At 48.6% G+C, this 23,639-nt stretch carries 19 protein-coding genes and 1 other annotated feature; of the genes, 18 read left to right on the plus strand and 1 reads right to left on the minus strand.

Annotated features, from left to right (window positions below; all coding sequences use genetic code 11):
• Window positions 1-69 precede the first annotated feature (69 nt).
• The 4 genes from accD to pyk all read left to right on the plus strand — a co-directional run bounded on the left by accD (window position 70) and on the right by pyk (window position 5,173).
• Window positions 70-945 (plus strand): acetyl-CoA carboxylase, carboxyltransferase subunit beta, encoded by an 876-nt coding sequence (gene accD / locus ABR335_RS06550; protein ID WP_014097745.1) that lies wholly within the window; start codon window positions 70-72, stop codon window positions 943-945.
• Complete coding sequence (gene accA / locus ABR335_RS06555; protein ID WP_350346670.1) at window positions 939-1,913, plus strand: acetyl-CoA carboxylase carboxyl transferase subunit alpha; 975 nt, start codon at window positions 939-941, stop codon at window positions 1,911-1,913. The genes accD and accA overlap by 7 nt, the downstream gene beginning before the upstream one ends.
• Before the next feature lie 515 nt (window positions 1,914-2,428).
• Window positions 2,429-3,391, plus strand: coding sequence for a 6-phosphofructokinase (gene pfkA, locus ABR335_RS06560; RefSeq protein ID WP_046721113.1), 963 nt, complete (start codon window positions 2,429-2,431; stop codon window positions 3,389-3,391).
• 21 nt (window positions 3,392-3,412) lie between these two features.
• Window positions 3,413-5,173, plus strand: a complete 1,761-nt coding sequence (gene pyk / locus ABR335_RS06565; protein WP_061086531.1) for a pyruvate kinase — start codon at window positions 3,413-3,415, stop codon at window positions 5,171-5,173.
• Window positions 5,174-5,213: 40 nt separating this feature from the next.
• On the opposite strand, the gene ytvI is transcribed toward pyk, so the two are convergent.
• Window positions 5,214-6,332: a sporulation integral membrane protein YtvI gene (gene ytvI / locus ABR335_RS06570; RefSeq protein WP_061086530.1), complete on the minus strand. Its 1,119-nt coding sequence runs from the start codon at window positions 6,330-6,332 to the stop codon at window positions 5,214-5,216.
• A 166-nt stretch (window positions 6,333-6,498) separates the two neighbouring features.
• On the opposite strand from ytvI, the gene ABR335_RS06575 reads away from it, so the two are divergent.
• The 14 genes from ABR335_RS06575 to thrS all read left to right on the plus strand — a co-directional run bounded on the left by ABR335_RS06575 (window position 6,499) and on the right by thrS (window position 23,588).
• Complete coding sequence (locus tag ABR335_RS06575) at window positions 6,499-6,966, plus strand: DUF441 domain-containing protein (RefSeq protein WP_014097750.1); 468 nt, start codon at window positions 6,499-6,501, stop codon at window positions 6,964-6,966.
• A 379-nt stretch (window positions 6,967-7,345) separates the two neighbouring features.
• Window positions 7,346-8,461 carry a citrate synthase gene (gene citZ, locus ABR335_RS06580; protein ID WP_017551265.1) on the plus strand — a complete coding sequence of 372 codons (1,116 nt, stop codon included), beginning with the start codon at window positions 7,346-7,348 and terminating at the stop codon, window positions 8,459-8,461.
• Window positions 8,462-8,659: 198 nt separating this feature from the next.
• Window positions 8,660-9,934, plus strand: a complete 1,275-nt coding sequence (icd, locus tag ABR335_RS06585) for an NADP-dependent isocitrate dehydrogenase (RefSeq protein WP_014097752.1) — start codon at window positions 8,660-8,662, stop codon at window positions 9,932-9,934.
• 71 nt (window positions 9,935-10,005) lie between these two features.
• Window positions 10,006-10,941 carry a malate dehydrogenase gene (gene mdh, locus ABR335_RS06590; RefSeq protein WP_014097753.1) on the plus strand — a complete coding sequence of 312 codons (936 nt, stop codon included), beginning with the start codon at window positions 10,006-10,008 and terminating at the stop codon, window positions 10,939-10,941.
• Between the two features lie 181 nt (window positions 10,942-11,122).
• The gene (polA, locus tag ABR335_RS06595; protein ID WP_350346671.1) at window positions 11,123-13,789 is read left to right on the plus strand and encodes a DNA polymerase I; all 2,667 of its coding nucleotides are present in this window, start codon (window positions 11,123-11,125) and stop codon (window positions 13,787-13,789) included.
• 35 nt (window positions 13,790-13,824) lie between these two features.
• Window positions 13,825-14,658 (plus strand): DNA-formamidopyrimidine glycosylase, encoded by an 834-nt coding sequence (mutM, locus tag ABR335_RS06600; protein ID WP_350346672.1) that lies wholly within the window; start codon window positions 13,825-13,827, stop codon window positions 14,656-14,658.
• 64 nt (window positions 14,659-14,722) lie between these two features.
• Window positions 14,723-15,361: a sporulation membrane protein YtaF gene (ytaF, locus tag ABR335_RS06605; protein WP_014097756.1), complete on the plus strand. Its 639-nt coding sequence runs from the start codon at window positions 14,723-14,725 to the stop codon at window positions 15,359-15,361.
• Window positions 15,362-15,377: 16 nt separating this feature from the next.
• Window positions 15,378-15,980, plus strand: coding sequence for a dephospho-CoA kinase (gene coaE / locus ABR335_RS06610; protein WP_017551261.1), 603 nt, complete (start codon window positions 15,378-15,380; stop codon window positions 15,978-15,980).
• Between the two features lie 131 nt (window positions 15,981-16,111).
• A complete protein-coding gene (locus tag ABR335_RS06615; RefSeq protein ID WP_350346673.1) occupies window positions 16,112-17,146 on the plus strand; it encodes a glyceraldehyde-3-phosphate dehydrogenase in 1,035 nt (344 codons plus the stop codon).
• Between the two features lie 284 nt (window positions 17,147-17,430).
• On the plus strand, window positions 17,431-17,889 hold the full coding sequence (nrdR, locus tag ABR335_RS06620) for a transcriptional regulator NrdR (RefSeq protein WP_013859905.1): 459 nt from the start codon (window positions 17,431-17,433) through the stop codon (window positions 17,887-17,889).
• Between the two features lie 14 nt (window positions 17,890-17,903).
• On the plus strand, window positions 17,904-19,301 hold the full coding sequence (locus tag ABR335_RS06625; protein WP_251459687.1) for a replication initiation and membrane attachment family protein: 1,398 nt from the start codon (window positions 17,904-17,906) through the stop codon (window positions 19,299-19,301).
• The gene (dnaI, locus tag ABR335_RS06630; protein ID WP_026683631.1) at window positions 19,298-20,242 is read left to right on the plus strand and encodes a primosomal protein DnaI; all 945 of its coding nucleotides are present in this window, start codon (window positions 19,298-19,300) and stop codon (window positions 20,240-20,242) included. Before ABR335_RS06625 ends, dnaI begins: the two co-directional genes overlap by 4 nt.
• Window positions 20,243-20,367: 125 nt before the next feature.
• Window positions 20,368-21,204, plus strand: a complete 837-nt coding sequence (locus ABR335_RS06635) for a putative sporulation protein YtxC (protein WP_035188393.1) — start codon at window positions 20,368-20,370, stop codon at window positions 21,202-21,204.
• A gap of 115 nt (window positions 21,205-21,319) precedes the next feature.
• Window positions 21,320-21,542, plus strand: a binding site (T-box leader).
• Between the two features lie 123 nt (window positions 21,543-21,665).
• Window positions 21,666-23,588: a threonine--tRNA ligase gene (gene thrS / locus ABR335_RS06640; protein WP_046721129.1), complete on the plus strand. Its 1,923-nt coding sequence runs from the start codon at window positions 21,666-21,668 to the stop codon at window positions 23,586-23,588.
• The last annotated feature ends 51 nt before the right edge of the window (window positions 23,589-23,639 follow it).

The raw sequence follows: 23,639 nt of genomic DNA on the forward strand, positions 1-23,639 counted from the left end.
CCGGTACTTCGGCAGAAAAACCGCCGGCTTGCCCGGTGGTTCCGGTGCCAGATACAGGAGGGGTAAGATTTGCTGAAAGATTTTTTTTCTAAACCGAAAAAGCGAAAATATGCGACTATCCCTTCAGACCATACAAAGCAGGAAGTTCCTGAAGGGATCATGTCAAAATGCCCGAAGTGCGGCAAAATTATGTATACAAAAGAACTGCAGAAGAATTTAAAAGTCTGCCTCCATTGCGGCTACCATTATCAAATGACCGCTTATGAAAGGGTGGAAAGCCTGCTGGATGAAGGAACGTTTGAAGAGTTCGACCGCGGGCTTGTTTCCAAAAACCCGCTTGCGTTTCCGGGTTACCTTGAAAAACTGGAAAAAGACCGCAAAAAAACAAACTTGAATGAAGCGGTACTGACAGGTAAGGGCAACATTCAGGAAAGGCCGGTCGTGCTTAGTGTCATGGATGCACAATTCCGGATGGGCAGCATGGGCTCGGTTGTCGGCGAAAAAATTACGCGCGCCATCGAAGAAGCAGACAGGCTCCATGTGCCGTTTATCATTTTCACGGCCTCAGGGGGCGCCCGCATGCAGGAAGGGATCTATTCTTTAATGCAGATGGCGAAAACGAGCGCGGCGCTCGAAAGGTTCAGCCGCCACGGCGGGTTAACGGTAACCGTGATGACTCATCCGACAACAGGCGGCGTGACCGCAAGCTTTGCATCGCTCGGGGATATCAATCTTGCGGAGCCCGGCGCGTTGATCGGTTTTGCCGGCCGCCGCATCATTGAACAGACGATCCGCGAAGAACTTCCTGAAGTTTTCCAGACTGCAGAATTTCTTCTTGAACACGGCCAGCTCGATGCGGTTGTGAAACGCCATGACCTGAAAAAAACATTGGCAGGCATTCTGGACATCCATCAACCAACAAACGCAGGTGAACTACAATGGTGAATGAACTTGAATTTGAAAAACCGGTCATTGAGCTGAAACGCAAAATTGCCGAGCTAAAGGAATTTACAAAACAGTCGGATGTCGATTTGTCAAGCGAGATTGAAAAACTGGAAGCAAGGCTTTCCCGGCTGGAAGAGGAAATTTACGAAAATATGGATCCGTGGGACAGAATCCAGATTGCGCGTTTTCCCGAACGGCCGACATCATTGGACTATATTCAATATCTTTTTACCGATTTTCTTGAGCTCCACGGCGACCGTGTATACGGCGACGACGGGGCGGTTGTCGGCGGGATCGCAAAATTTGAGGGCCTTCCTGTCACCGTGATCGGCCAGCAGCGGGGGAAAGACACAAAAGAAAACATCCGCCGCAATTTCGGCATGCCACACCCGGAAGGCTACCGGAAAGCAATGCGGCTAATGAAGCAGGCGGAAAAATTTAAACGCCCGATTATCAGCTTCATCGACACAAAAGGTGCGTATCCGGGAAAAGCAGCGGAAGAAAGGGGCATCGCTGAATCGATCGCGCGCAATCTGTTTGAAATGTCCGGGTTGAGCGTTCCGATCATCTGCCTGATTATCGGTGAAGGGGCCAGCGGCGGTGCGCTCGGCATTGGCGTCGGCGACCATATCCATGTCCTCGAAAATGCATGGTTCTCAGTGATTTCACCGGAATCCGCCGCGGCGCTTTTATGGAAAGATGTGTCGCAGGCAAAACGGGCCGTCGCCACCATGAAGATGACCGCGCCCGAGCTGAAAGAACTGGGTATTATCGATGAACTGATTCCGGAAGTAAAAGGCGGCGCACATAAAGATCCGAGAGCGCAGGCAGAGCTGATGCGCCCTGTGCTTGCCGCATCATTAAAGGAGCTGCGGGCATATGCCCCTGAAGAACTGGTGGAAAAAAGGTACGAAAAATACCGTAAAATTGGCGTATTTTCAACGCTCGAACAGTTTGCCCGCCAATAGCCGAAAAAAGCACCCAGGCAACCGGCATCCATCACCGGTTGCCTCGCTTTTTACATGGTGTAACGGATGCAGGCCAAAATTTTGGCGTTCTGCTTTCCAGCTATATAAAATGAACTTAAGTTTTTCGTACCAAAATCAATGACGATCGGGATGGCAGCACATAAACAAGTAGTAATGTTTAGTTCAATTTATATAGGATCCCCTTTCTTCTAAGTGGTTGAAAAGAAAATTCAGATCCTGGTTTACCGGCATGGAAACCGGGAAAAGAAAAAAGAACGCCGTTTGCATGGCAGGCAGGGAAGACAGGAGAATTGGTAACGTATTCATATTATTCCGACACAGTTTGTTCATAAACGCACATTTTTAAAATTTTTACTTTTTCATGATCGATTGTGAACATGCTTTTAAAGTGGTATTTTAGATATATTCGAAGGCAGACTTGGCGATACTATAATTACTTTGCTTGATTGAAATACCGGCCTGCCAAGAGAATTACATATACAGAGGTGAATCATATGAAGCGAATTGGAGTATTAACAAGCGGCGGCGATGCACCAGGGATGAATGCCGCAGTCCGCGCGATTACCCGTAAAGGGATTTACCACGGCCTGGAAGTTTACGGCATTCACCAGGGCTATAACGGGTTGATTCAAGGTAACATCCAAAAGCTTGAAGCGGGATCTGTCGGCGATATTCTCCAACGCGGCGGCACGGTTTTGCAGTCGGCAAGAAGCGAAGAATTCAAAACACCGGAAGGGCAGCAAAAAGCGATCCGGCAGCTGAAAGACCATGGCATTGAAGCCCTCGTTGTGATCGGCGGGGACGGTTCCTATCAGGGAGCGAAAAAACTGACAGAACAAGGTTTCAACTGCATCGGTGTGCCGGGGACAATCGACAACGACATCCCAGGTACGGATTTTACAATTGGTTTTGATACAGCGCTGAACACTGTTCTGGATGCGATTGACAAAATTCGCGATACCGCTTCTTCCCACGAACGGACCTTTATTATTGAAGTCATGGGCAGAAATGCCGGGGATATCGCGCTTTGGTCCGGTCTTGCCGGCGGGGCTGAATCGATTATTGTACCGGAAGAAAAGTTTGATTTGAAAGATGTCGTGGATCGCCTTGAACAAGGGAAAAAACGTGGCAAACGCCACAGCATTATCATCGTCGCGGAAGGCGTGATGAGTGGTAACGAGTTTGCGGAAAAATTGAAAAAAACTGGTGCGATCGGTGATACCCGCGTTTCCGTTCTCGGCCATATCCAGCGTGGCGGTTCTCCGACTGCATTTGACCGCGTGCTTGCAAGCCGCCTCGGCGCAAGGGCTGTTGAACTGCTGCTCGAAGGAAAAGGGGGCCGCGCTGTCGGTATTCAAAATAACCAGCTGGTTGACCATGACATCCTTGAGATTCTCGGGAAACCGCACGCCATTAATCAAAACATGTATAAGCTGTCGAAAGAATTGTCAATCTAACGTTGTTTAGGAGGAAATAGAATGAAAAAAACCAAAATTGTATGTACTATCGGGCCTGCCAGTGAAAGTGTGGAAATGCTTGAAAGATTAATGGCAAACGGGATGGATGTTTGCCGCCTGAACTTCTCGCACGGCAGCCACGAGGAACATCTTGCCCGGATTAAAAATATCCGCGAAGCTGCAAAAAACCAAAACAAAACGATCGGGCTTTTGCTTGATACAAAGGGACCGGAAATCCGCACCCACGATATGAAAGACGGCGGATTTGAGCTCGTTGAAGGCATGACGCCGGTCATTTCAATGACAGAAGTGCTCGGGACAACGGAAAAATTTTCGGTCACCTATGAAGGGCTGATTGATGATGTGCACGTTGGCTCTAAAATTCTGCTTGACGACGGTTTGATTGAACTAGAAGTGACGGCCATCGATAAAAACGCCGGTGAAATCCATACAAAAGTACTGAACCGCGGCGTTTTGAAAAACAAAAAAGGTGTCAACGTCCCGGGTGTTTCCGTGAACCTTCCGGGCATTACCGAAAAAGACGTGAGCGATATCCTGTTCGGGCTTGAACAAGGCATTGACTTCATTGCGGCTTCATTTGTACGCCGGCCGTCTGACGTTTTGGAAATTCGCCAGCTTCTTGAAGAACACGATGCTTTACATGTGAAAATTTTCCCTAAAATTGAAAACCAGGAAGGCGTCGACAACATCGATGAAATCCTTGCTGTGTCGGACGGCTTAATGGTTGCCCGCGGTGACCTCGGCGTTGAAATTCCGACCGAAGCGGTACCGCTCGTGCAAAAAGAGATGATCAGAAAATGCAATACGCTCGGTAAACCGGTCATTACCGCAACGCAAATGCTGGATTCGATGCAGCGCAACCCGCGTCCGACCCGCGCAGAAGCAAGCGACGTGGCCAACGCCATTTTCGACGGCACGGATGCAATCATGCTTTCCGGCGAAACAGCAGCCGGAAAATATCCTGCTGAAGCGGTTAAAACGATGTACAATATCGCGGTCCATGTGGAAAAAGCGATTAACCACCGCGATATTCTGAACAAACGCAGCAAGAGCACGGACCATAATATGACAGACGCCATTTGCCAGTCCGTTGCCCATACGGCTTTAAATCTTGATGTGAATGCCATTATTGCGCCAACCGAAAGCGGCTATACGGCGCGCATGATCTCCAAATACCGCCCGGCAGCCCCGATTATTGCTGTCACGAGCGATCCGAAAGTGCAGCGCGGCTTAACCGTTGTGTCCGGCGTATACCCGCAATTGGGCACAAAGGCTAACAATACGGATGAAATGCTTGAAATCGCAGTGGATGAAGCATTGAAATCCGATATCGTCCATCACGGCGACCTTGTGATTATCACAGCCGGCGTCCCTGTTGGCGGGAAAGGCACAACCAACCTGATGAAAGTGCACCTGATCGGCGATATATTGGCAAAAGGCCAGGGAATCGGTAGAAAATCGGCATTTGGTCCGATCGTTGTTGCTGAAAGCCCAGAAGAAGCAAACGCAAAAGCAACAGAAGGCTGTGTGCTCATCACGAGAACGACCGACAAAGAAATCATGCCGGCCATTGAAAAATGCGCCGCGCTCATTACGGAAGAAGGCGGCTTGACAAGCCATGCTGCAGTTGTTGGCATCAATGTCGGCATTCCGGTCATTGTCGGCGTTGAAAAAGCCGTTTCCATTTTTAAAGACGGGCAGGAAGTTACGGTAGATGCAGCAACCGGCTCGGTTTACAACGGCCATGCGACTGTATTGTAAATAAACAAAAAAACGCAGAGGCATCCGGTCTCTGCGTTTTTTATATTGTTTTTTTGCCCATAATATAGTTCCAAATGTCATGGAATACATGGGCGCGGATCAGCGCGGTCAGCAACACGAGTGTAATCGGCCCGAGAATCAAGCCAAGGAACCCGACTGTTTTAAAGCCAATAAACAGGGCGATAAGCGTTGCGAGTGGATTCATTCCGATGCTGGACGATAAAATTTTCGGCTCCATAATCTGCCTTTGCACGATCACGACAATGTAAAGGACGGTAAGACCGATCGCAAGCGGCAGGCTGCCGGTAATGAATTCGTAAATGATCCAGGGGACAAACACAACGCCCGTTCCCAAATACGGCAAAATATCGACAATGCCGCAAACAAGGGCGATTGTAATCGCGTAATCCACGCGCAAAATCAAAAGCCCGATCAGCACAATGACAAGTGTCATGGAAATCAGTGTCAATTCAGCACGGACAAAACCGAAAAGCGCATTGCGGAGGTCGGCAAACACGGTGATCCCGCTTTTTCTTGCTTTTTTCGGCAGTAACAGCTTTCCTTTGCCTGTCAACTGGTTCCAGTCCTTGCTGATGAAAAACGTTGCAAGCAGGGCAAAAATCAGCACGGTTGCCGCATTTGGAATCCAGGAAACAAGCCCCGGCAGTTTTTTAAACAGCCCGGATAGGAAATCACCTGCTGAAGAAGCGATCTTTTGCCCGGCCGCCTGAATGTTTTGCACGATCGTTTCCTGCTGGCCTGCATCGAGATTTTTAAGGAGGCCCGCCAGCTGGTCGTACAGCGGTAAAACTTGGGCGGTGACAAGCGATTCCGAATAATTGACAAGCGTCTGGACATGCTCCGGCAAAACGTCAGCAAGGTAATTCGCCCCCGTTACGATCTCGGCAACAAGCAGCGTAATGATGCCGACAAAGACGCCAATGATCAGAATCAGGGATATCAAAACAGCAAGCGCCCGCGGAAGCCTTACCTTTTTGTCCAGAAAATTGACGAGCGGGTTGATCATAAGCGCGATCAACAGCGCAATAATAAACGGATAAGCGTATTTTACAGCCAGATAAACCGCAAAAAAGCCAACCAGGATGCACAGTGCAACAAAAAGGCCCCGCAGCGCGCGGTGTATGTAAACAGAATTCAAGTCTGACCCTCCTGTATTCGTTAATATGTTATTATTTTACACGGCGGGGGGCGTAAAACAAAGAAAAAGCCGTTTTTTTTGATAGATTTTCTATTTCCACCTTTACCAAAAATTCAGAAAAAATACCCGGCACCAAAAGATTTTCAGCATGAAAGAAGGGATGCTTATGTACCAGCCGTATTTATTTTTGCTGCTGCTTTTAGCGATCGGATTTGCGGCAAAAAACCAATCGTTAATCATTTCTGTTATCGTGCTGCTTGTCCTGAAAGTGGCAGGGCTGGATGCGAAAATTTTTTCAACCGTCCAGTCGAAAGGGATCAACTGGGGCGTCACCATTATTACGATCGCCGTCCTTGTGCCGATTGCAACCGGACAGATCGGCTTTAAAGATTTGTATGAATCGCTCAAATCGCCGTATGCATGGATTGCACTTGCATCCGGTATCATTGTCGCGCTTCTGGCCAAAAACGGTATCACCCTGCTTGCGAGCGATCCGCAAATTACGACGGCGCTCGTGCTTGGCACCATTCTCGCCGTTTCTTTGTTTAAAGGGGTTGCGGTCGGGCCGCTGATCGGCGCCGGCATTGCCTGGATGGCCATGAAAATCGTCGAATGGGTGACAAACAGTTTTTAGCCGGGTGGAATTTGCTTAAACATGTAAAAACCGTTGGAAGAAAGATTTTTCAACGGTTTTTCTCCTGCTGCTACAGAAGGGCATATGCTAAAATCAAAATGATTGCCAGCACGGCTGCGAAAGCGCTATACTAAAAGAAGAAATTTGGCTTTTTTCTGTACCAATGTGTTTGAAAATTGTTTATAATGATTTATGTAAGCGGGCGCATGTACGTCAAAAAATAGACAAATATAATTATTATATTATAATAGAGTATGTGATCGCTTGCATATTGCCGGCCGGCAACCGTTATTTATTCCGCAGAAAAATATATACCCCGAAATCAACTTATCTACGTTTGAGATGGGGGAAACAACCTTAAGGAGAAGGAGAGATAAGCATGACAGCAACAAGAGGTCTGGAAGGGGTCGTTGCAAGTGAAACTTCAATCAGCTCGATCATCGATGACACGCTTACATATGTCGGCTACGGCATTGATGATTTAGCAGAAAAAGCCAGCTTTGAAGAAGTCGTCTACCTGCTGTGGCATTTAAAACTGCCGACAAAATCCGAGCTGGAAACATTTAAGCAGGAACTGGCGGATCATATGGATTTGCCGAAAGAAATTTTGGACAGCTTTAAAACTTATCCGATCGGGAAAGTGCACCCGATGGCCGCGCTCCGTACCGCTGTTTCCGCACTCGCGCTTTACGATGATGAAGCAGATGTAATGGACCGGGAAGCAAACTTGCGCAAAGCCATCCGGCTGCAGGCAAAAATACCGGCAATTGTTGCCGCTTTCGCAAGGGTCAGGAAAGGCCTAGAACCTGTCGCACCGCGCAGAGATCTCGGTTTTGCCGCAAACTTCCTGTACATGTTAAAAGAAAAGGAACCGGAACCGATTGAAGTGGAAGCCTTTAACAAAGCGCTTGTACTGCATGCGGACCATGAACTGAACGCATCCACTTTTACTGCACGCGTTTGTGTTGCGACGCTTTCCGACATCTATTCCGGCGTTACCGCTGCAATCGGCGCATTAAAAGGCCCGCTCCACGGCGGCGCAAATGAGCAGGTCATGAAAATGCTCACGGAAATCGGTTCGGTCGATAAAGTGGAAGATTACCTGCATGAAAAATTCATAAACAAAGAAAAAATTATGGGTTTTGGCCACCGCGTTTACAGAAAAGGCGATCCGCGCGCAAAACACCTGAAAAAAATGTCGGAAAAATTGACAGAGCTGACCGGGCAGCGTAAATATTATGATATGTCGGTAAAAATTGAGCAAATTGTCACGAGCGAAAAAGGCATTCCTGCCAATGTAGACTTTTATTCTGCATCTGTCTATCATTGCCTCGGCATTGACCATGACCTGTTCACGCCGATTTTTGCCGTCAGCCGCATTTCCGGATGGATCGCCCATATTTTGGAACAATACGCCAACAACCGGATTATCCGCCCACGCGCGGAATATATTGGCCCGGGCATGCGCCAGTACGTTCCGCTTGAAGACCGGTAACGGGACCTTGGCGGGGAACCATCCCGGCTGAATGTATCCGTTATTTTCTTAAAACGCCTGCCCGTTCCTGGAAGACTTTTGAGGATGGGTAAGCGTGCATCTGGTGGGGAAGGACCGGCTCAGGACCATGCGCGGGGCCGGTTCATTCCGTGTACACCACAAGTATAAACTGATATTGGGACTGGAGGAGATTTTGAAATGGCACAAGGAGAAAAGATCACCGTAGAAAACGGCGTATTAAACACACCGAATCACCCGATTATTCCATTTATCGAAGGGGACGGCACCGGCCCTGATATTTGGGCGGCTGCACAGCGCGTATTGGATGCGGCTGTTGAGAAGGCCTATAAAGGCGAAAAGAAAATTGTCTGGAAAGAAGTCTATGCAGGCGAAAAAGCGTTTAATAAAACAGGGGAATGGCTGCCGCAGGAAACGCTTGACACGATCCGCGAATATTTCATTGCCATTAAAGGGCCATTAACCACTCCGGTCGGCGGCGGGATCCGTTCGCTGAATGTTGCGCTGCGCCAGGAACTCGACTTATTCGTCTGCCTGCGCCCTGTCCGTTATTTTGATGGTGTCCCTTCCCCGGTTAAACGCCCGCAGGATACCGATATGGTCATTTTCCGCGAAAATACGGAAGACATTTATGCCGGCATTGAATATCAAGAAGGTTCACCGGAAGTGAAAAAAGTCATTTCGTTTTTGCAAGATGAAATGGGTGTGAAAAAAATCCGCTTCCCGGAAACTTCCGGTATCGGCATCAAACCGGTATCGAAAGAAGGAACGGAACGGCTGGTGCGCGCTGCGATTAACTATGCGATCAAAGAAGGGCGCAAATCCGTTACGCTGGTACATAAAGGCAATATCATGAAATTTACGGAAGGCGCGTTTAAAAACTGGGGTTACGAACTGGCGGAAAGGGAATTCGGCGATAAAGTCTTCACATGGTCCGAATACGACCGCATTAAAGAAGAAAAAGGCGCGGATGCTGCTAACCAGGCGCAGAAAGAAGCGGAAGCAAACGGCAAGATCATCATCAAAGATGCGATTGCCGATATCTTCCTGCAGCAAATTTTGACCCGCCCGCGCGAATTTGACGTCGTCGCAACAATGAACTTAAACGGCGACTATATTTCGGATGCGCTCGCTGCACAAGTCGGCGGCATCGGGATTGCCCCTGGCGCGAACATCAACTACGAAACCGGCCATGCCATTTTCGAAGCGACGCACGGAACGGCACCGAAATATGCCGGCTTGGATAAAGTGAACCCTTCATCCGTTATTTTGTCGGGTGTTTTGATGCTTGAACATTTGGGCTGGAATGAAGCGGCAAAATTGATTATCGGTTCGATGGAAAAAACGATCGCATCCAAAGTGGTCACATACGACTTTGCCCGCCTGATGGATGGCGCAAGAGAAGTCAAATGCTCTGAATTTGGCGATGAACTGATTAAAAACATGGGGAAATAACGGACAAATGATTTACGGCAAGCCGGCTGCCTTTTTACAGCCGGCTGACATTTAAACAAAGGGGGCTCGTCATGCTGAAAAGGAAAAAAATATCGGTCATTGGCGGCGGTTTTACAGGGGCGACAACGGCGTTTCTGATTGCCCAAAAAGAACTGGGGGATGTGGTGCTCGTTGACATCCCGCAAATGGAAAACCCGGTAAAAGGGAAAGCCTTGGACATGTTTGAAGCATCCCCGGTACAGGGGTTTGATGCAAAGATCACCGGCACGTCCGATTATGCAGACACAAAGGATTCCGATGTTGTCGTCATCACGGCGGGCGTTGCGCGCAAACCGGGGATGAGCCGGGACGACCTTGTGCAGACAAACCAAAAGATCATGGAAAACGTGACAAAGGAAATTGTGAAATACTCGCCAAACGCCGTGCTGATAGTACTGACGAACCCGGTTGATGCAATGACCTACACGGTTTATCAAACATCCGGTTTTCCGAAAAACCGCGTAATCGGCCAGTCGGGTGTGCTCGACACGGCAAGATTCCGCGCTTTCGTCGCAGAGGAACTGGACGTCTCCGTCAAAGACGTTACCGGTTTTGTGCTCGGCGGCCATGGCGATGAGATGGTGCCGCTCGTCCGTTACGCTTACGCAGGCGGCATTCCGCTCGAAACATTACTTCCCAAAGAGCGCCTCGATAAAATTGTGGAACGGACAAGAAAAGGCGGCGGGGAAATCGTGAACCTGCTTGGTAACGGCAGTGCTTATTATGCGCCCGCAGCAGCATTAACGGAAATGGTGGAAGCCATTGCCAAAGATCAGCGCCGCATCCTGCCTGCCGTTGCTTATCTCGAAGGCGAATACGGCTACAACGGCATTTATCTCGGCATTCCGGTCATTTTGGGCGGCAACGGCCTTGAAAAAATCATCGAACTCGATCTGACACCGGAAGAAAAAGCAGCGCTTGACAAATCCGCCGCCTCCGTCCGGAAAGTCATGGATGCCCTCGCATAAACAGAAAATCCTGCTCCAAATCCGCATGAAGGGTTTGGGGCTTTTTTTCGCGTCTGATCCTCTAAAAATTGCTGGAAAAGGTGATGATCGCGCCTTTTTTAGCGGCAATATTTCATTTATTTTTTTAAAAGCGCCGCGATTTTTCCTTTGCGCCGAATCATGGTAAAATGGGGAAAGGAATATGAACGGATATTCTCCATTTTTCCGGGAGGTTTTGGTTTTGAAAAAATTGATTTTAATTGATGGAAACAGCATTGCCTATAGGGCGTTTTTTGCTTTGCCGCTTTTGAACAATGACAAAGGCATACATACGAATGCGGTTTACGGCTTTACGATGATGCTTTCTAAAATATTGGAAGAGGAAAAGCCGACGCATATTTTGGTGGCGTTTGATGCCGGCAAAACGACCTTCCGCCACGAAACATACAGCGAATATAAAGGAACGCGCCAAAAAACCCCGCCGGAACTGTCCGAACAGTTCCCGCTGATTCGGGAACTGCTCGATGCCCACGGGATTGAACGGTACGAACTGGAAAATTACGAAGCGGATGACATCATCGGCACCCTGTCGAAAAAAGCGGAAGAAGAAGGGTTTATTGTGAAAGTCATTTCCGGCGACAAAGATATGACGCAGCTTGTTTCGCCGAAAACAACGGTAATGATTACGCGTAAAGGGATCACCGATATGGAAGCCTACACGCCGGCGCATGTCGAGGAAAAATACGGGTTAACGCCGCATCAGATCATCGACATGAAAGGGCTGATGGGCGATTCATCCGATAACATTCCTGGCGTGCCGGGCATCGGGGAAAAAACAGCCATTAAGCTGTTAAAACAGTTCCCGACGGTTGAAGAGCTGCTTGGCCATATCAGGGAAGTATCCGGAAAAAAACTGCAGGAAAAATTGGAGGCACACAAAGACCAGGCGTTGATGAGCAAAGAACTCGCCACTATCCACCGCGACATTCCGCTTTCGATTTCCATTGAACAGGCGGCATACAGGCACGCCGACCCGGAAAAATTACGACACTTGTATCAGGAATTGGGTTTTAAATCGATGCTTGAAAAAATGGGCGGGAGCACCATGACGGAAGAAAAACCGGCACTGGAAGCCATTTCTTTTTCCATTGCCGAAGACATTACGGACAACTTGTTTGCGGATGTCTCTTCTTTTTATGTGGAGATTCTCGATGAAAATTACCATACTGGCGAGATCATCGGGTTTGGTTTAAAAAACGAAAAAGGGCTCTTTTTCCTCCGGGCGGAAGACGCACTTGCCTCCGAAGCGTTCAAAAAATGGGTGGAAGATGAAAGCAAAATCAAGCACGTCTACGATGCAAAGCGTTCGATTGTCGCTTTGAGGCGGTACGGCATAGAACTGCATGGGACTGACTTTGACTTGCTGCTCGTTTCCTATCTTTTGAATCCTTCCGATACGGTCGAAGATTTTGCCTCGGTGGCAAAAACGCATGATTATCGGAACGTGGAAACGGATGAGGCTGTCTACGGAAAAGGCGCGAAACGGAAGCTGCCCGAGGAAAAACGGTACGCCGAGCATATTTCCCGGAAAGCGGAAGCGATTGATGCCCTTTGCGAACCTTGCACAAAAACGCTCAAGGACAACGGCCAGCTTGAACTGTTTGAACAACTCGAGCTCCCGCTTTCCCTTATTCTGGCGGATATGGAATACACCGGCGTGAAAGTCGATACCGACCGGTTAAAAGAAATGGGCGCAGAATTTAAACTCCGGCTTCATGAAATTGAGCAGCGGATTTACAGCATGGCCGGCACTGAATTCAATATCAATTCGCCGAAACAGCTTGGCGTCATTCTTTTTGAAAAAATGGGGCTGCCTGTCATTAAAAAAACAAAAACGGGATACTCCACGTCTGCCGATGTGCTGGAAAAACTGGAGCCTGCCCACGAAATCGTCAGGGAAATCCTTCATTACCGGCAGCTTGGGAAACTGCAGTCCACCTATATTGAGGGGCTCTTAAAAGTGGTCCACAAGGATGGCAAAGTCCATACGCGTTTTAACCAAGCATTGACGCAGACCGGCCGCCTCAGCTCGACGGATCCGAATTTGCAAAATATCCCGATTCGCATGGAAGAAGGCCGGAAAATTCGTCAGGCGTTTGTCCCGTCGGAAGAAGGCTGGCTTATTTTTTCATCGGATTACTCGCAGGTGGAATTGCGGGTGCTCGCCCATATTTCCGGCGATGAAAAGCTGATTGAAGCGTTCCGCGAAGGCATGGATATCCATACGAAAACAGCGATGGAAGTTTTCCATGTGAAAGCGGAAGAAGTAACGTCTGAGATGCGGCGCCAGGCCAAAGCGGTCAACTTCGGGATCGTATATGGCATCAGCGACTACGGGCTTTCGCAAAATCTCGGCATTTCCCGCAAGGAAGCCGGCGAATTTATCAAACGGTATTTTGCGTCCTACCCGCGCGTCAAGGAATATATGGATGAAATTGTCAGGGAAGCCAAGCAAAAAGGCTATGTCTCCACCCTTTTAAAGCGGCGGCGTTACTTGCCGGAAATTACAAGCCGGAATTTCAACTTGCGCAGCTTTGCTGAAAGGACGGCCATGAATACACCGATCCAGGGAAGCGCAGCTGATATTATTAAAAAAGCGATGATCGATATGGCAAAAAGGCTGAAAAAAGAAAAACTGCGGGCGCGGCTGCTGCTGCAGGTCCATGACGAGCTGATTTTCGAAGCGCCGGAAGAAGAGATTGAAGTGCTGAAAGAAATTGTGCCGGAAGTGATGGAGCATGCCGTAGATCTTGCCGCTCCCCTGAAAGTGGATTCCGCATACGGGCCGACCTGGTTTGATGCAAAATAGCTGCAGGCAACAAAGAAAGGAAAGAGGAATCAAGCATGCCGGAACTACCGGAAGTGGAAACGATACGAAGAACGCTGGCACAGCTCGTTGCCGGCGAAACGATTGAAAGCGTAACGGTGCTTTTTCCAAAAATGGTCAAAAAGCCGCTTCACACAGAGGCGTTTGCCGATGCTCTGGCCGGTGAAACGATCCGTTCGCTCGGGCGGCGCGGCAAATTTCTCATTTTTTACACGGACCATTACGCGCTTGTCTCCCATTTGCGCATGGAAGGACGGTACCGGGTTTATGACCAAAATGAACCGGTTGAAAAGCATACGCATATGATTTTTCATTTTCAATCCGGAAAGGAACTAAGGTATAAAGACGTCCGCAAATTCGGGACGATGCATTTGTTTTTAAAGGGGGAGGAATTGTCCTCTCTCCCGCTTTCAAAACTCGGCCCTGAGCCGCTATCCGATACGTTTACGGAAAAATATTTATACGGCCAACTAAAGAAAACGGAACGCAATATCAAAACCTGTTTGCTCGATCAGACGGTCATTTCCGGGCTCGGGAACATTTATGTGGACGAATCCTTGTTCCGTGCTCACATCTATCCGGAGCGAAAAGCAAAGTCACTGACAAAAAAAGACGTGCATCTTTTACACAGCGAGATCATTCAAACGTTGCAGGAAGCCGTTGAAAAAGGCGGCAGCACGGTCCGTTCCTATGTAAATTCGCAAGGACAGATGGGCATGTTCCAGCTCGAGCTGTATGTTTACGGCCGGAAAGGGGAGCCGTGCCGGAAATGCGGCACCCCGATTGAAAAGATGGTTACAGCAGGCCGCGGCACCCATTACTGCCCGAATTGCCAAAAGAAACGCAGATAACAGGTTGAACATTGGCCATGCCCCCTCCATACACTAATAGCAGCGATGCAAAACGGAAGGGGCGATGGCCGTGGGTTTCCGGCTTTCGATTTTGCTATTGGCATTGGCGGTCAGCATGGATAATTTCAGCACAGGTTTTACATACGGGCTGCGGAAGATGAAGATTCCGCTTAAGTCCCTCCTCATCATCGCCGTTTGTTCGGGGGCGTCTTTATTTCTTTCCGTGCTGTTCGGGAAGAGCCTACTCCATTGGATTCGCCCGGAAACGGCAAACCGGATTGGCGGCGTGATTTTAATTTTGATCGGGGCATGGGTGATGGTCCAGTTTTTCCGGTCAAACGACGAAAAAGAAGAACCCGGGGAAAAGGTCGTGCTCAACTTTGAAATCCGCTCATTGGGCGTCGTCATCCATATTTTGAAAAAACCGACGAGCGCGGATTTTGACCGTTCCGGGGCCATTACGGGAATCGAAGCGGTCATGCTTGGGATTGCGCTCTCGCTCGATGCATTCGGTGCCGGGATCGGTGCGGGCATCATGGGCTACTCCCCGTTTCTGCTCAGTTTCCTTGTTGCCGGCATGAGCTTTTTGCTTGTCTCTTCCGGCATCCGGCTCGGCATGCTGTTTTCCCGGCTGCAATGGATCCGGAAAATTTCCTTTATACCAGGTGTTCTCCTCATTTTGATCGGTATATGCAAGTTTTAACAAGGCAGGTGGGAATATGGCAAAGATTATCGGCTTAACAGGCGGGATTGCAAGCGGCAAAAGCACGGTGTCCAATATGCTGAAAACAAAAGGGTTTACGATTGTCGATGCGGATATTGCCGCAAGAAAAGTGGTCGAACCCGGCGAACTTGCGTATGAACAAATCATTGAAGCGTTCGGTGAAGGGATTTTGCTGCAAGATCTCACGCTTGACCGGAAAAAACTCGGGGCACTCATTTTTGCGGATGAAGCACTCCGGATGAAACTAAACAGCATTGTTCATCCTGCAGTCCGGGCCTGGATGACGCGGGAAAAGGACCGGGCAATTGAAAATGGGAAAAAAACTGTCTTTCTGGATATCCCGCTTCTTTTTGAAAGCCGGCTTACCTATATGGTTGAACGCACCATCCTCGTTTACGTGGATGAAGAGACGCAGTTAAAGAGATTAATGGCCCGAAACGGCCTTTCAGAAAAAGAAGCGCAGATGCGGATCCGGGCGCAAATGCCGCTGAGCGAAAAAAAGGCACTGGCGGATGCGGTGCTCGACAACAATGGCAGCCTGGAGGAAACAAAACAGCAGCTTGAAAAAATCGTGTCAGATTGGCAGCTCGTTCCATGATGGGTACATCATGGTTTTTTTTATGCAAAAATAGGGGAATAACGCTACATAACTTTTAAAATATGATATACTAATTGATGGATAATGGATTAAAAGTATGTCATTTATTATTCGAAGGAGTTGTCTGCACTGTGGAAACAAAAATTGCGATTAATGGTTTCGGCCGCATCGGCAGAATGGTTTTCAGAAAAGCCATGATGGATAACGCTTTAAATATTGTGGCGGTGAATGCCTGCTATCCGGCGGAAACACTGGCACATTTGATTAAATATGACTCCATCCACGGCGTATTTCCCGGAGAAGTGGAAGTGGAAGAAGAGGAAGCACTCATTGTGAACGGCAAACGCATCCGGCTTTTGGCGGAACGCAATCCGGCCCAACTGCCGTGGGGAAAAATGGATATTGATGTGGTAATTGAAGCAACCGGAAAATTCAATGCAAAGGAAAAAGCCGCGCTCCATCTTCAGGCAGGCGCGAAAAAAGTACTGTTGACAGCGCCCGGGAAGAATGAAGATGTCACGATTGTTTTAGGGGTAAATGAAAACGTTTTAGATATCGAGCGGCATCATATTATCTCGAACGCTTCCTGCACCACAAACTGCCTGGCACCGGTCGCGAAAGTGCTTGATGAACAATTCGGGATTGTAAACGGTCTGATGACAACGGTCCATTCTTATACGAATGACCAGAACAATATTGACAATCCGCATAAAGATTTAAGGCGTGCCCGGGCCTGTGGCAAATCGATCATTCCGACGACAACCGGGGCGGCAAAAGCGTTAGGCCTTGTCCTCCCGCAACTGAAAGGGAAACTGCACGGCATGGCGCTGCGCGTTCCGACCCCGGATGTATCGCTAGTGGACCTTGTCGTCGATTTGAAAAAAGAAGTGACGGCGGAAGAAGTGAATGATGCATTTAAGGCGGCGGCGAAAGGCTCGCTGCAAGGCATTTTGGACTATACAGAAGTGCCGCTCGTTTCTTCGGATTATACGACAAATCCGTACTCGGCCATTGTCGACGGCTTATCCACGATGGTCATGGATGGAAGCAAAGTCAAGGTGCTGGCCTGGTACGATAATGAATGGGGCTATTCTTGCCGCGTCGTACAACTGGCACAGCTCGTCGCGGAAAAAATGGAAGAAACCGGGAAAATCAATATTGCCTAAGCCGAACGGAGCAGCACCAGCCTGCTCCGTTTTCGTTACCAGTTTTCAGAGCCGCGCCGGAGGATGACTTGTGCGGGACGCTGACGAAATAGAAGTGTAAACCTTTCTATTCTATTGATGGATAGATGAAAAGTGAGGACTTTTCCGGATATACAAACAGAAGATACATCCAATATGTTCTGCATGTATAAATTTCTTTCGGGAATAGGATAAACCTTTCTGTTGTCTATTCGCCTTCTTTTATATATGATGGTAGTAAGAATGTATCAGAACGGGGGGTTCATATGAAATGTCCGTCTTGCCATAGCAACAATACGCGTGTGATCGATTCAAGGCCGGTGGACGAAGGCCGTTCCATCCGCAGAAGGCGTGAATGCGAAGACTGCTCGTACCGCTTCACCACGTTTGAAAAAGTGGAAGAAACCCCGCTCATTGTCGTGAAAAAAGACGGCAACCGCGAAGAATTTAACCGTGAGAAAATTTTGCGCGGGCTGATTAAAGCGTGTGAAAAACGGCCTGTGTCGCTGGACCAGCTTGAAAAAATCTCCATGGAGATCGAAAAAGAAATCCGCAGGCAAGGATATACAGAAGTCAGTTCCACCCTGATCGGGGAAATGGTGATGGACAGGCTGTCGAAAGTGGATGAAGTGGCCTATGTCCGCTTTGCTTCCGTTTACCGCCAATTTAAAGACTTGAATGTTTTTCTCGATGAACTGAAAGAATTGCTCAACAAGAATGCTTAAACGGAGTGCCTTTTATGAAACCGATTTGGAATGAAATACAGCCAGCTGACCGTTATCGTGCATCGTCAAACGGCCTGCTTCAGGACTACGATCAAAAGGTCATTTCGCTCCTGTACCAGCCGTTAATCGGGCCGCAATGTTACAGCCTGTATATGACATTATGGAATGAAGTGGAAGTCGGCCGGCTCTGGTCCGAAGACTGGAACCATTACCATCTGATGAGCTTTTTATCCATGAATTTGTCTGAAATTTACGAAGCCCGGCTGAAGCTTGAAGGCATTGGGCTTTTGAAAACATATATGAAACAAACGGACGACATCCGCATGTTTATATACGAACTGCAGCCGCCCCTGTCCCCGGAACAGTTTTTCAACGACGGTTTGTTAAATGTTTTCCTGTACCGGCAGCTCGGCAGAACACATTTCCAGCGGTTGAAACACTTCTTCTCCGACCGCGCCGTAGAACCGGGTGAGTACCGGGACATCACCCGCTCATTCCAGGATGTGTATGCCGCAAAAATCGGCCCCGAAGTGCTGAATGAGGCGGAAGCGCAGCAAATCAGCCGACTGGAAGAAAACCGCCGCTATATCGAAAAAACCGCCGCCCCGGTCATAAAAATCGAAAACACCCATTTTAATTTTGACCTTTTATATGCAAACTTACGTGATGAACTGATTCCGCTGCGTGCCATTACGCCGGAAGTCAGAGAAGCGATTGTGAAGCTTTCATTTTTATACGGTTTAAATGAACTGGACATAAAGAAAATTTTGCTCCAGGCATTGACGGCAGACTTGGAAATCCGGGTGGAGGATTTGCGGAAAATCGCGCGCAGCTGGTACCAGATTGAACATCATGACGAACTGCCACGCCTTGTTGACCGCTTCCAGCCAGAAGCGGATGCGAAAGAACAAAAAGAGCCGGAAAACGATGAGGAGAAATTCCTCCGCTACCTGGAAACGACTTCTCCGAGACAAATGCTGATCGATTTTTCGGGCGGCAGCGAACCGGCGAAAGCAGATCTTGCCGCCATTGAAGAAGTCATGTTTGCCCAGCAGCTTCCCCTTGGGGTTGTAAATGTACTAATCCAATATGTTTTATTTAAAACCGATATGAAGCTGTCGAAAAATTATTTAGAAAAAGTGGCTTCCCATTGGGCGCGCAAAAAACTGAAAACCGCCAAGGAAGCGATGGCGTTTGCCAAAAAAGAAGACCGCCAGTACAAACAATGGCTGAACAATAAAGAGAAGAACGGCACCGGACGGAGAAAGCCGGTCCGGGTTGAAAAGCTGCCGGACTGGTTTAAAAAAGAAGACCAAAAAACCACTGCGACCGCGGTCCAAGCCGATGGCGAGTCAATGGAAGAAAAAAGAAAAAGGCTTGAAAAAATACGTGAACAATACAAGAAAGGGTGAAGGCGGTGGAAAACATAAATGAGACACTCAAAAGGCTTTCATCCAATCCTAGTTTCCGCAAGCGTTATGAAGAAATGAAGCAGGAAATCATCACGCATCCCGACATCCGCGCTTTTTTGGATGCACACCACGGTGAAGTCACAAAATCGATGATTGAAAAAAGCTGGATGAAACTGTACGAATTCATTTCACAGGAAAAAAATTGCAGCCGGTGCAAAAGCCTTGGCGAATGCGTGAATATGATGAAAGGGTATGTGCCGGAACTCGTTATTGAACATGGCAATATTGAGATCCACTATAAAAGGTGCCAGAAGAAAATATTGGAGGATGAGCGCAATAAAACGCGCAGGCTGATCCAAAGCATGCACATGCCGAAAAAAATATTGGAGGCGTCCTTTGGTGATTTTTTCCTTGAACAAATGGGGCGTCTTGATGCATACGATTTTGCGCATCGCTTTGTCCGTGAATACGAGCCGGGCAAAAAAATGAAGGGACTATATTTATACGGCAATTTCGGCGTCGGCAAATCGTATTTGCTTGGTGCAATTGCGAACGAGCTGGCGGACCGGAAACAGGTCTCTTCTTTAATCGTGTATGTGCCTGAGTTTTTCCGCGAAATGAAGGACTCGATCGGCGACCACTCCACCGGGGAAAAGCTGGATACGGTGAAGCAAGTGCCCGTATTGATGTTGGATGATATCGGTGCGGAAACGAACTCGAGCTGGACGCGGGATGAAGTGCTCGGCCCGATTCTCCAATACAGGATGCAGGAAGACCTTCCCACTTTTTTTACATCCAATTTCAGCTATGAGGATTTAGAGTACCATTTCACTTATACCCAGCGCGGGGAAAAGGAAGAATTGAAAGCAGCGCGCATTCTCGAGCGCATCAAATATTTAAGCGCCCCTGTCCGGATGGAGGGGCCGAACCAGCGGGCCTGACCCTTGCATGAGGGGGCCCGCCTTTTTCATTTCGTAACGCTTTCCCGTCTTCTATTTGCTGATGCCGCTTCATATACATAAGGTAAAGCAAACGAGAATGTTTTACCGTACAGGGGGGGCTTGGATTGGAATTCCTGATCAGGGACAAGGATGATGCATTATGGATAAAAGCATATTTTGCAAAGGAAAAACGGCGCACTGTGAAAATCCGGGAAGCAGTGCTGCATGGGAAAATACATTATGTTGTGGAAGCGGCCGGCAATAAACAGGAACTGCAGGCAGCCGTTGCAAATTTCATCATGAAGAAAAAAAGAAACGAGTGGATTTGTAACCAACTGAAACAAGCCTATTTTTTTCAGGCGGAAGAAGAGCAAAACCGGATACTCGAAATCGTAGACGGCATGCTGAAAGGAGAGCGGCCGGAGCTGACGGATCTGGCGGGTGAGATCGACGAACGCGCCGCTATTGAAGGAGCGGTCGCACCGCTGGTTGGCGAATCGTGCACATTGCCGCTCGCTTCCGTGCTGACGTTCCGCTTAAAAGGCTATTTTGACTGTCTTGACCGATACATCGGCATTGCGATTGACGAATACAAAATGGAACAGGAATACCAGATTTTTGTGCAAAGCCTTAGGGATTACTTAAAGCAAAAAGAACCAAAAAGGGAAAAAATAAAGCTTTGCCTCGGGGAACAGGTGAAATTTTACAACGGCCAATTCCGGGAAATGACGAGGGAAGAACTGAACGGATTGATTGACCGCAGGCTTCTGTCCAACCACCCTGTCTATATTGACTCAGTCACAATTGCACCGCTTTTATCGATTGCGCCCAGCCGGATTGAAATTTATACGGATACGCCGGACCAGGCTTTGATTCGTACGATATGCAATATTTTTGAAGAACGGGTGGCCGTGAAAAGCCGGATGCATTTTATGCACGATCAATTCGCCGCCAGTGAATAAAAAGGGGGCTTGAACCGGGGGCAAATGCAGCACGGCAACAAAATCAATCGCCATCCCTTGATTTTTTCATTGCAAACTTCTATAATTACTTACATAATCAATTGGAAATGAAAAAGTCAATGTGATGACGAGGACAACAGGATTCTGTTACCGCCTTTCAGAGAGGAAAGCCTCAGGCTGCAAGCTTTCCGGCACGGACAGGATGCTTACCGCCTCCGAACTTCAGTCGTGAACAAAATCAGTAGCGGCTGACGGATATTTCCGTTATCATACTCAAGCCGCGCGTAAAGACGTGCGGAAATGAGGGTGGAACCGCGTGTACAAAACTCGTCCCTTGCCGGGGGCGGGTTTTTTATTTTTTGGCTGTGTTTTCGTGCGGACGTGCTCGTACGGATGCCTGCAAAAAGCAGCCTCGTGCAGGCCGCCCGCGTGACAGCTTAATTTTTAAAGGAGTGGGACATATGGCAGAGATCGTAAAAATCACTTTTCCAGATGGTGCTTTAAAGGAATTTCCATTTGGAACAACAACGGAAGAGATTGCCCAATCGATCAGCCCGGGCCTCAGGAAAAAGGCGCTCGCCGGCAAACTGAACGGCAAACTGCTCGATTTGCGCACACCGATTGAAGAAGACGGCGCAATTGAAATCGTCACCCCTGAGCATGAAGATGCGCTCGGAATCTTGCGCCACAGCACGGCACATTTGATGGCACAGGCTGTCCGCCGCCTGTACGGCAATGTCAAGTTTGGTGTCGGCCCTGCAATTGAAAACGGATTTTACTACGACATGGATCTTGAAGTGTCACTCACGCCGGAAGACTTGCCGAAAATTGAAAAGGAAATGAAAAAAATTGTTGCGGAAAATCTTGAAATTGTCCGCAAAGTCGTATCCCGTGACGAAGCCAGAAAAATATTTGCACATGATGAATACAAGCTTGAACTGATTGATGCGATTCCGGACGAAACGGTCACGGTTTATGAACAGGGCGAATTTGTTGACCTGTGCCGCGGCGTCCATGTGCCATCAACCGGAAAAATTAAGGAATTCAAGTTATTAAACATTGCCGGTGCATACTGGCGCGGCGACAGCAACAACAAAATGATGCAGCGCATATACGGGACGGCCTTCTTCAAGAAAGAAGATCTCGAAGCCCATTTGAAATTCCTGGAAGAAGCAAAAGAACGCGACCACAGGAAAATCGGGAAAGAACTTGAACTTTTCACGAACTCGCAAAAAGTCGGACAAGGCCTGCCGCTCTGGCTGCCAAAAGGCGCAACGATCCGCCGCACCATTGAACGGTATATTGTCGACAAGGAAGTCAAACTCGGCTATGACCACGTCTATACGCCGGTGCTTGGCAGCGTGGACCTGTATAAAACGAGCGGCCACTGGGACCATTACCAGGAAGATATGTTCCCGGTCATGAAAATGGACAATGAAGAACTCGTGTTGCGTCCGATGAACTGCCCGCACCATATGATGGTGTATAAAAATACGATCCACAGCTACCGCGAATTGCCGATCCGGATTGCCGAACTCGGGCTCATGCACCGTTATGAAATGTCAGGTGCGCTCTCCGGCCTGCAACGGGTGCGCGGCATGACATTGAATGATGCCCATATTTTCGTGCGTCCGGACCAGATTAAAGAAGAATTCAAGCGCGTGGTCGAACTGATTCTTGAGGTATATAAAGATTTCAACATTACCGACTACTCGTTCCGCCTGTCGTACCGTGACCCGGAAAATACGGACAAGTATTATGATGATGATGAAATGTGGAACAAGGCACAGGCGATGCTGAAAGAAACGATGGATGATTTTGGTTTTGACTATTACGAAGCGGAAGGCGAAGCCGCATTTTACGGCCCGAAGCTCGACGTCCAGGTCCGCACGGCGCTTGGCAAAGACGAAACATTGTCAACCGTGCAGCTTGACTTCCTGCTCCCGGAACGGTTTGACCTGACGTATGTCGGGGAAGACGGTAAGCCGCACCGCCCGGTTGTCATCCATCGCGGCGTTGTCTCGACAATGGAACGGTTTGTCGCTTATTTAATCGAGGAATACAAAGGGGCGTTTCCGACATGGCTTGCGCCGATTCAAGTACAAGTGATCCCGGTATCACCGGATGCCCATTATGACTATGCGCGGAAAGTCCAAGAAGCGCTCAAGGCGGAAGGGGTCCGCGCTGAACTTGATGCCCGCGATGAAAAATTGGGCTACCGGATCCGTGAAGCCCAAGTGCAAAAAATCCCGTACGCGCTCGTTGTCGGCGACCAGGAAGCCACAGACAATGCGGTCAATGTTCGCAAATACGGCGAGAAACAAACGGAAACGGTGCCGGTGGACACATTCCTCAGCAAGATAAAAGAAGAAATAAAACGGTAAAACAGACAAGAAATCACGCACCCTAAAGGACCACAAAAAGGTTTGCAGGGT

This window comes from Heyndrickxia faecalis, from assembly GCF_040267745.1.
Taxonomy (GTDB): domain Bacteria; phylum Bacillota; class Bacilli; order Bacillales; family Bacillaceae_C; genus Weizmannia; species Weizmannia faecalis.

Excerpts from the sequence above, each read along its gene's own strand:
- accA (WP_350346670.1), top strand. The coding sequence starts at position 939 with ATGGTGAATGAACTTGAATTTGAAAAACCGGTCATTGAGCTGAAACGC.
- pfkA (WP_046721113.1), top strand. The coding sequence starts at position 2,429 with ATGAAGCGAATTGGAGTATTAACAAGCGGCGGCGATGCACCAGGGATG.
- pyk (WP_061086531.1), top strand. The coding sequence starts at position 3,413 with ATGAAAAAAACCAAAATTGTATGTACTATCGGGCCTGCCAGTGAAAGT.
- ABR335_RS06575 (WP_014097750.1), top strand. The coding sequence starts at position 6,499 with ATGTACCAGCCGTATTTATTTTTGCTGCTGCTTTTAGCGATCGGATTT.
- citZ (WP_017551265.1), top strand. The coding sequence starts at position 7,346 with ATGACAGCAACAAGAGGTCTGGAAGGGGTCGTTGCAAGTGAAACTTCA.
- icd (WP_014097752.1), top strand. The coding sequence starts at position 8,660 with ATGGCACAAGGAGAAAAGATCACCGTAGAAAACGGCGTATTAAACACA.
- mdh (WP_014097753.1), top strand. The coding sequence starts at position 10,006 with ATGCTGAAAAGGAAAAAAATATCGGTCATTGGCGGCGGTTTTACAGGG.
- polA (WP_350346671.1), top strand. The coding sequence starts at position 11,123 with ATGAACGGATATTCTCCATTTTTCCGGGAGGTTTTGGTTTTGAAAAAA.
- mutM (WP_350346672.1), top strand. The coding sequence starts at position 13,825 with ATGCCGGAACTACCGGAAGTGGAAACGATACGAAGAACGCTGGCACAG.
- ytaF (WP_014097756.1), top strand. The coding sequence starts at position 14,723 with ATGGCCGTGGGTTTCCGGCTTTCGATTTTGCTATTGGCATTGGCGGTC.
- coaE (WP_017551261.1), top strand. The coding sequence starts at position 15,378 with ATGGCAAAGATTATCGGCTTAACAGGCGGGATTGCAAGCGGCAAAAGC.
- nrdR (WP_013859905.1), top strand. The coding sequence starts at position 17,431 with ATGAAATGTCCGTCTTGCCATAGCAACAATACGCGTGTGATCGATTCA.
- ABR335_RS06625 (WP_251459687.1), top strand. The coding sequence starts at position 17,904 with ATGAAACCGATTTGGAATGAAATACAGCCAGCTGACCGTTATCGTGCA.
- thrS (WP_046721129.1), top strand. The coding sequence starts at position 21,666 with ATGGCAGAGATCGTAAAAATCACTTTTCCAGATGGTGCTTTAAAGGAA.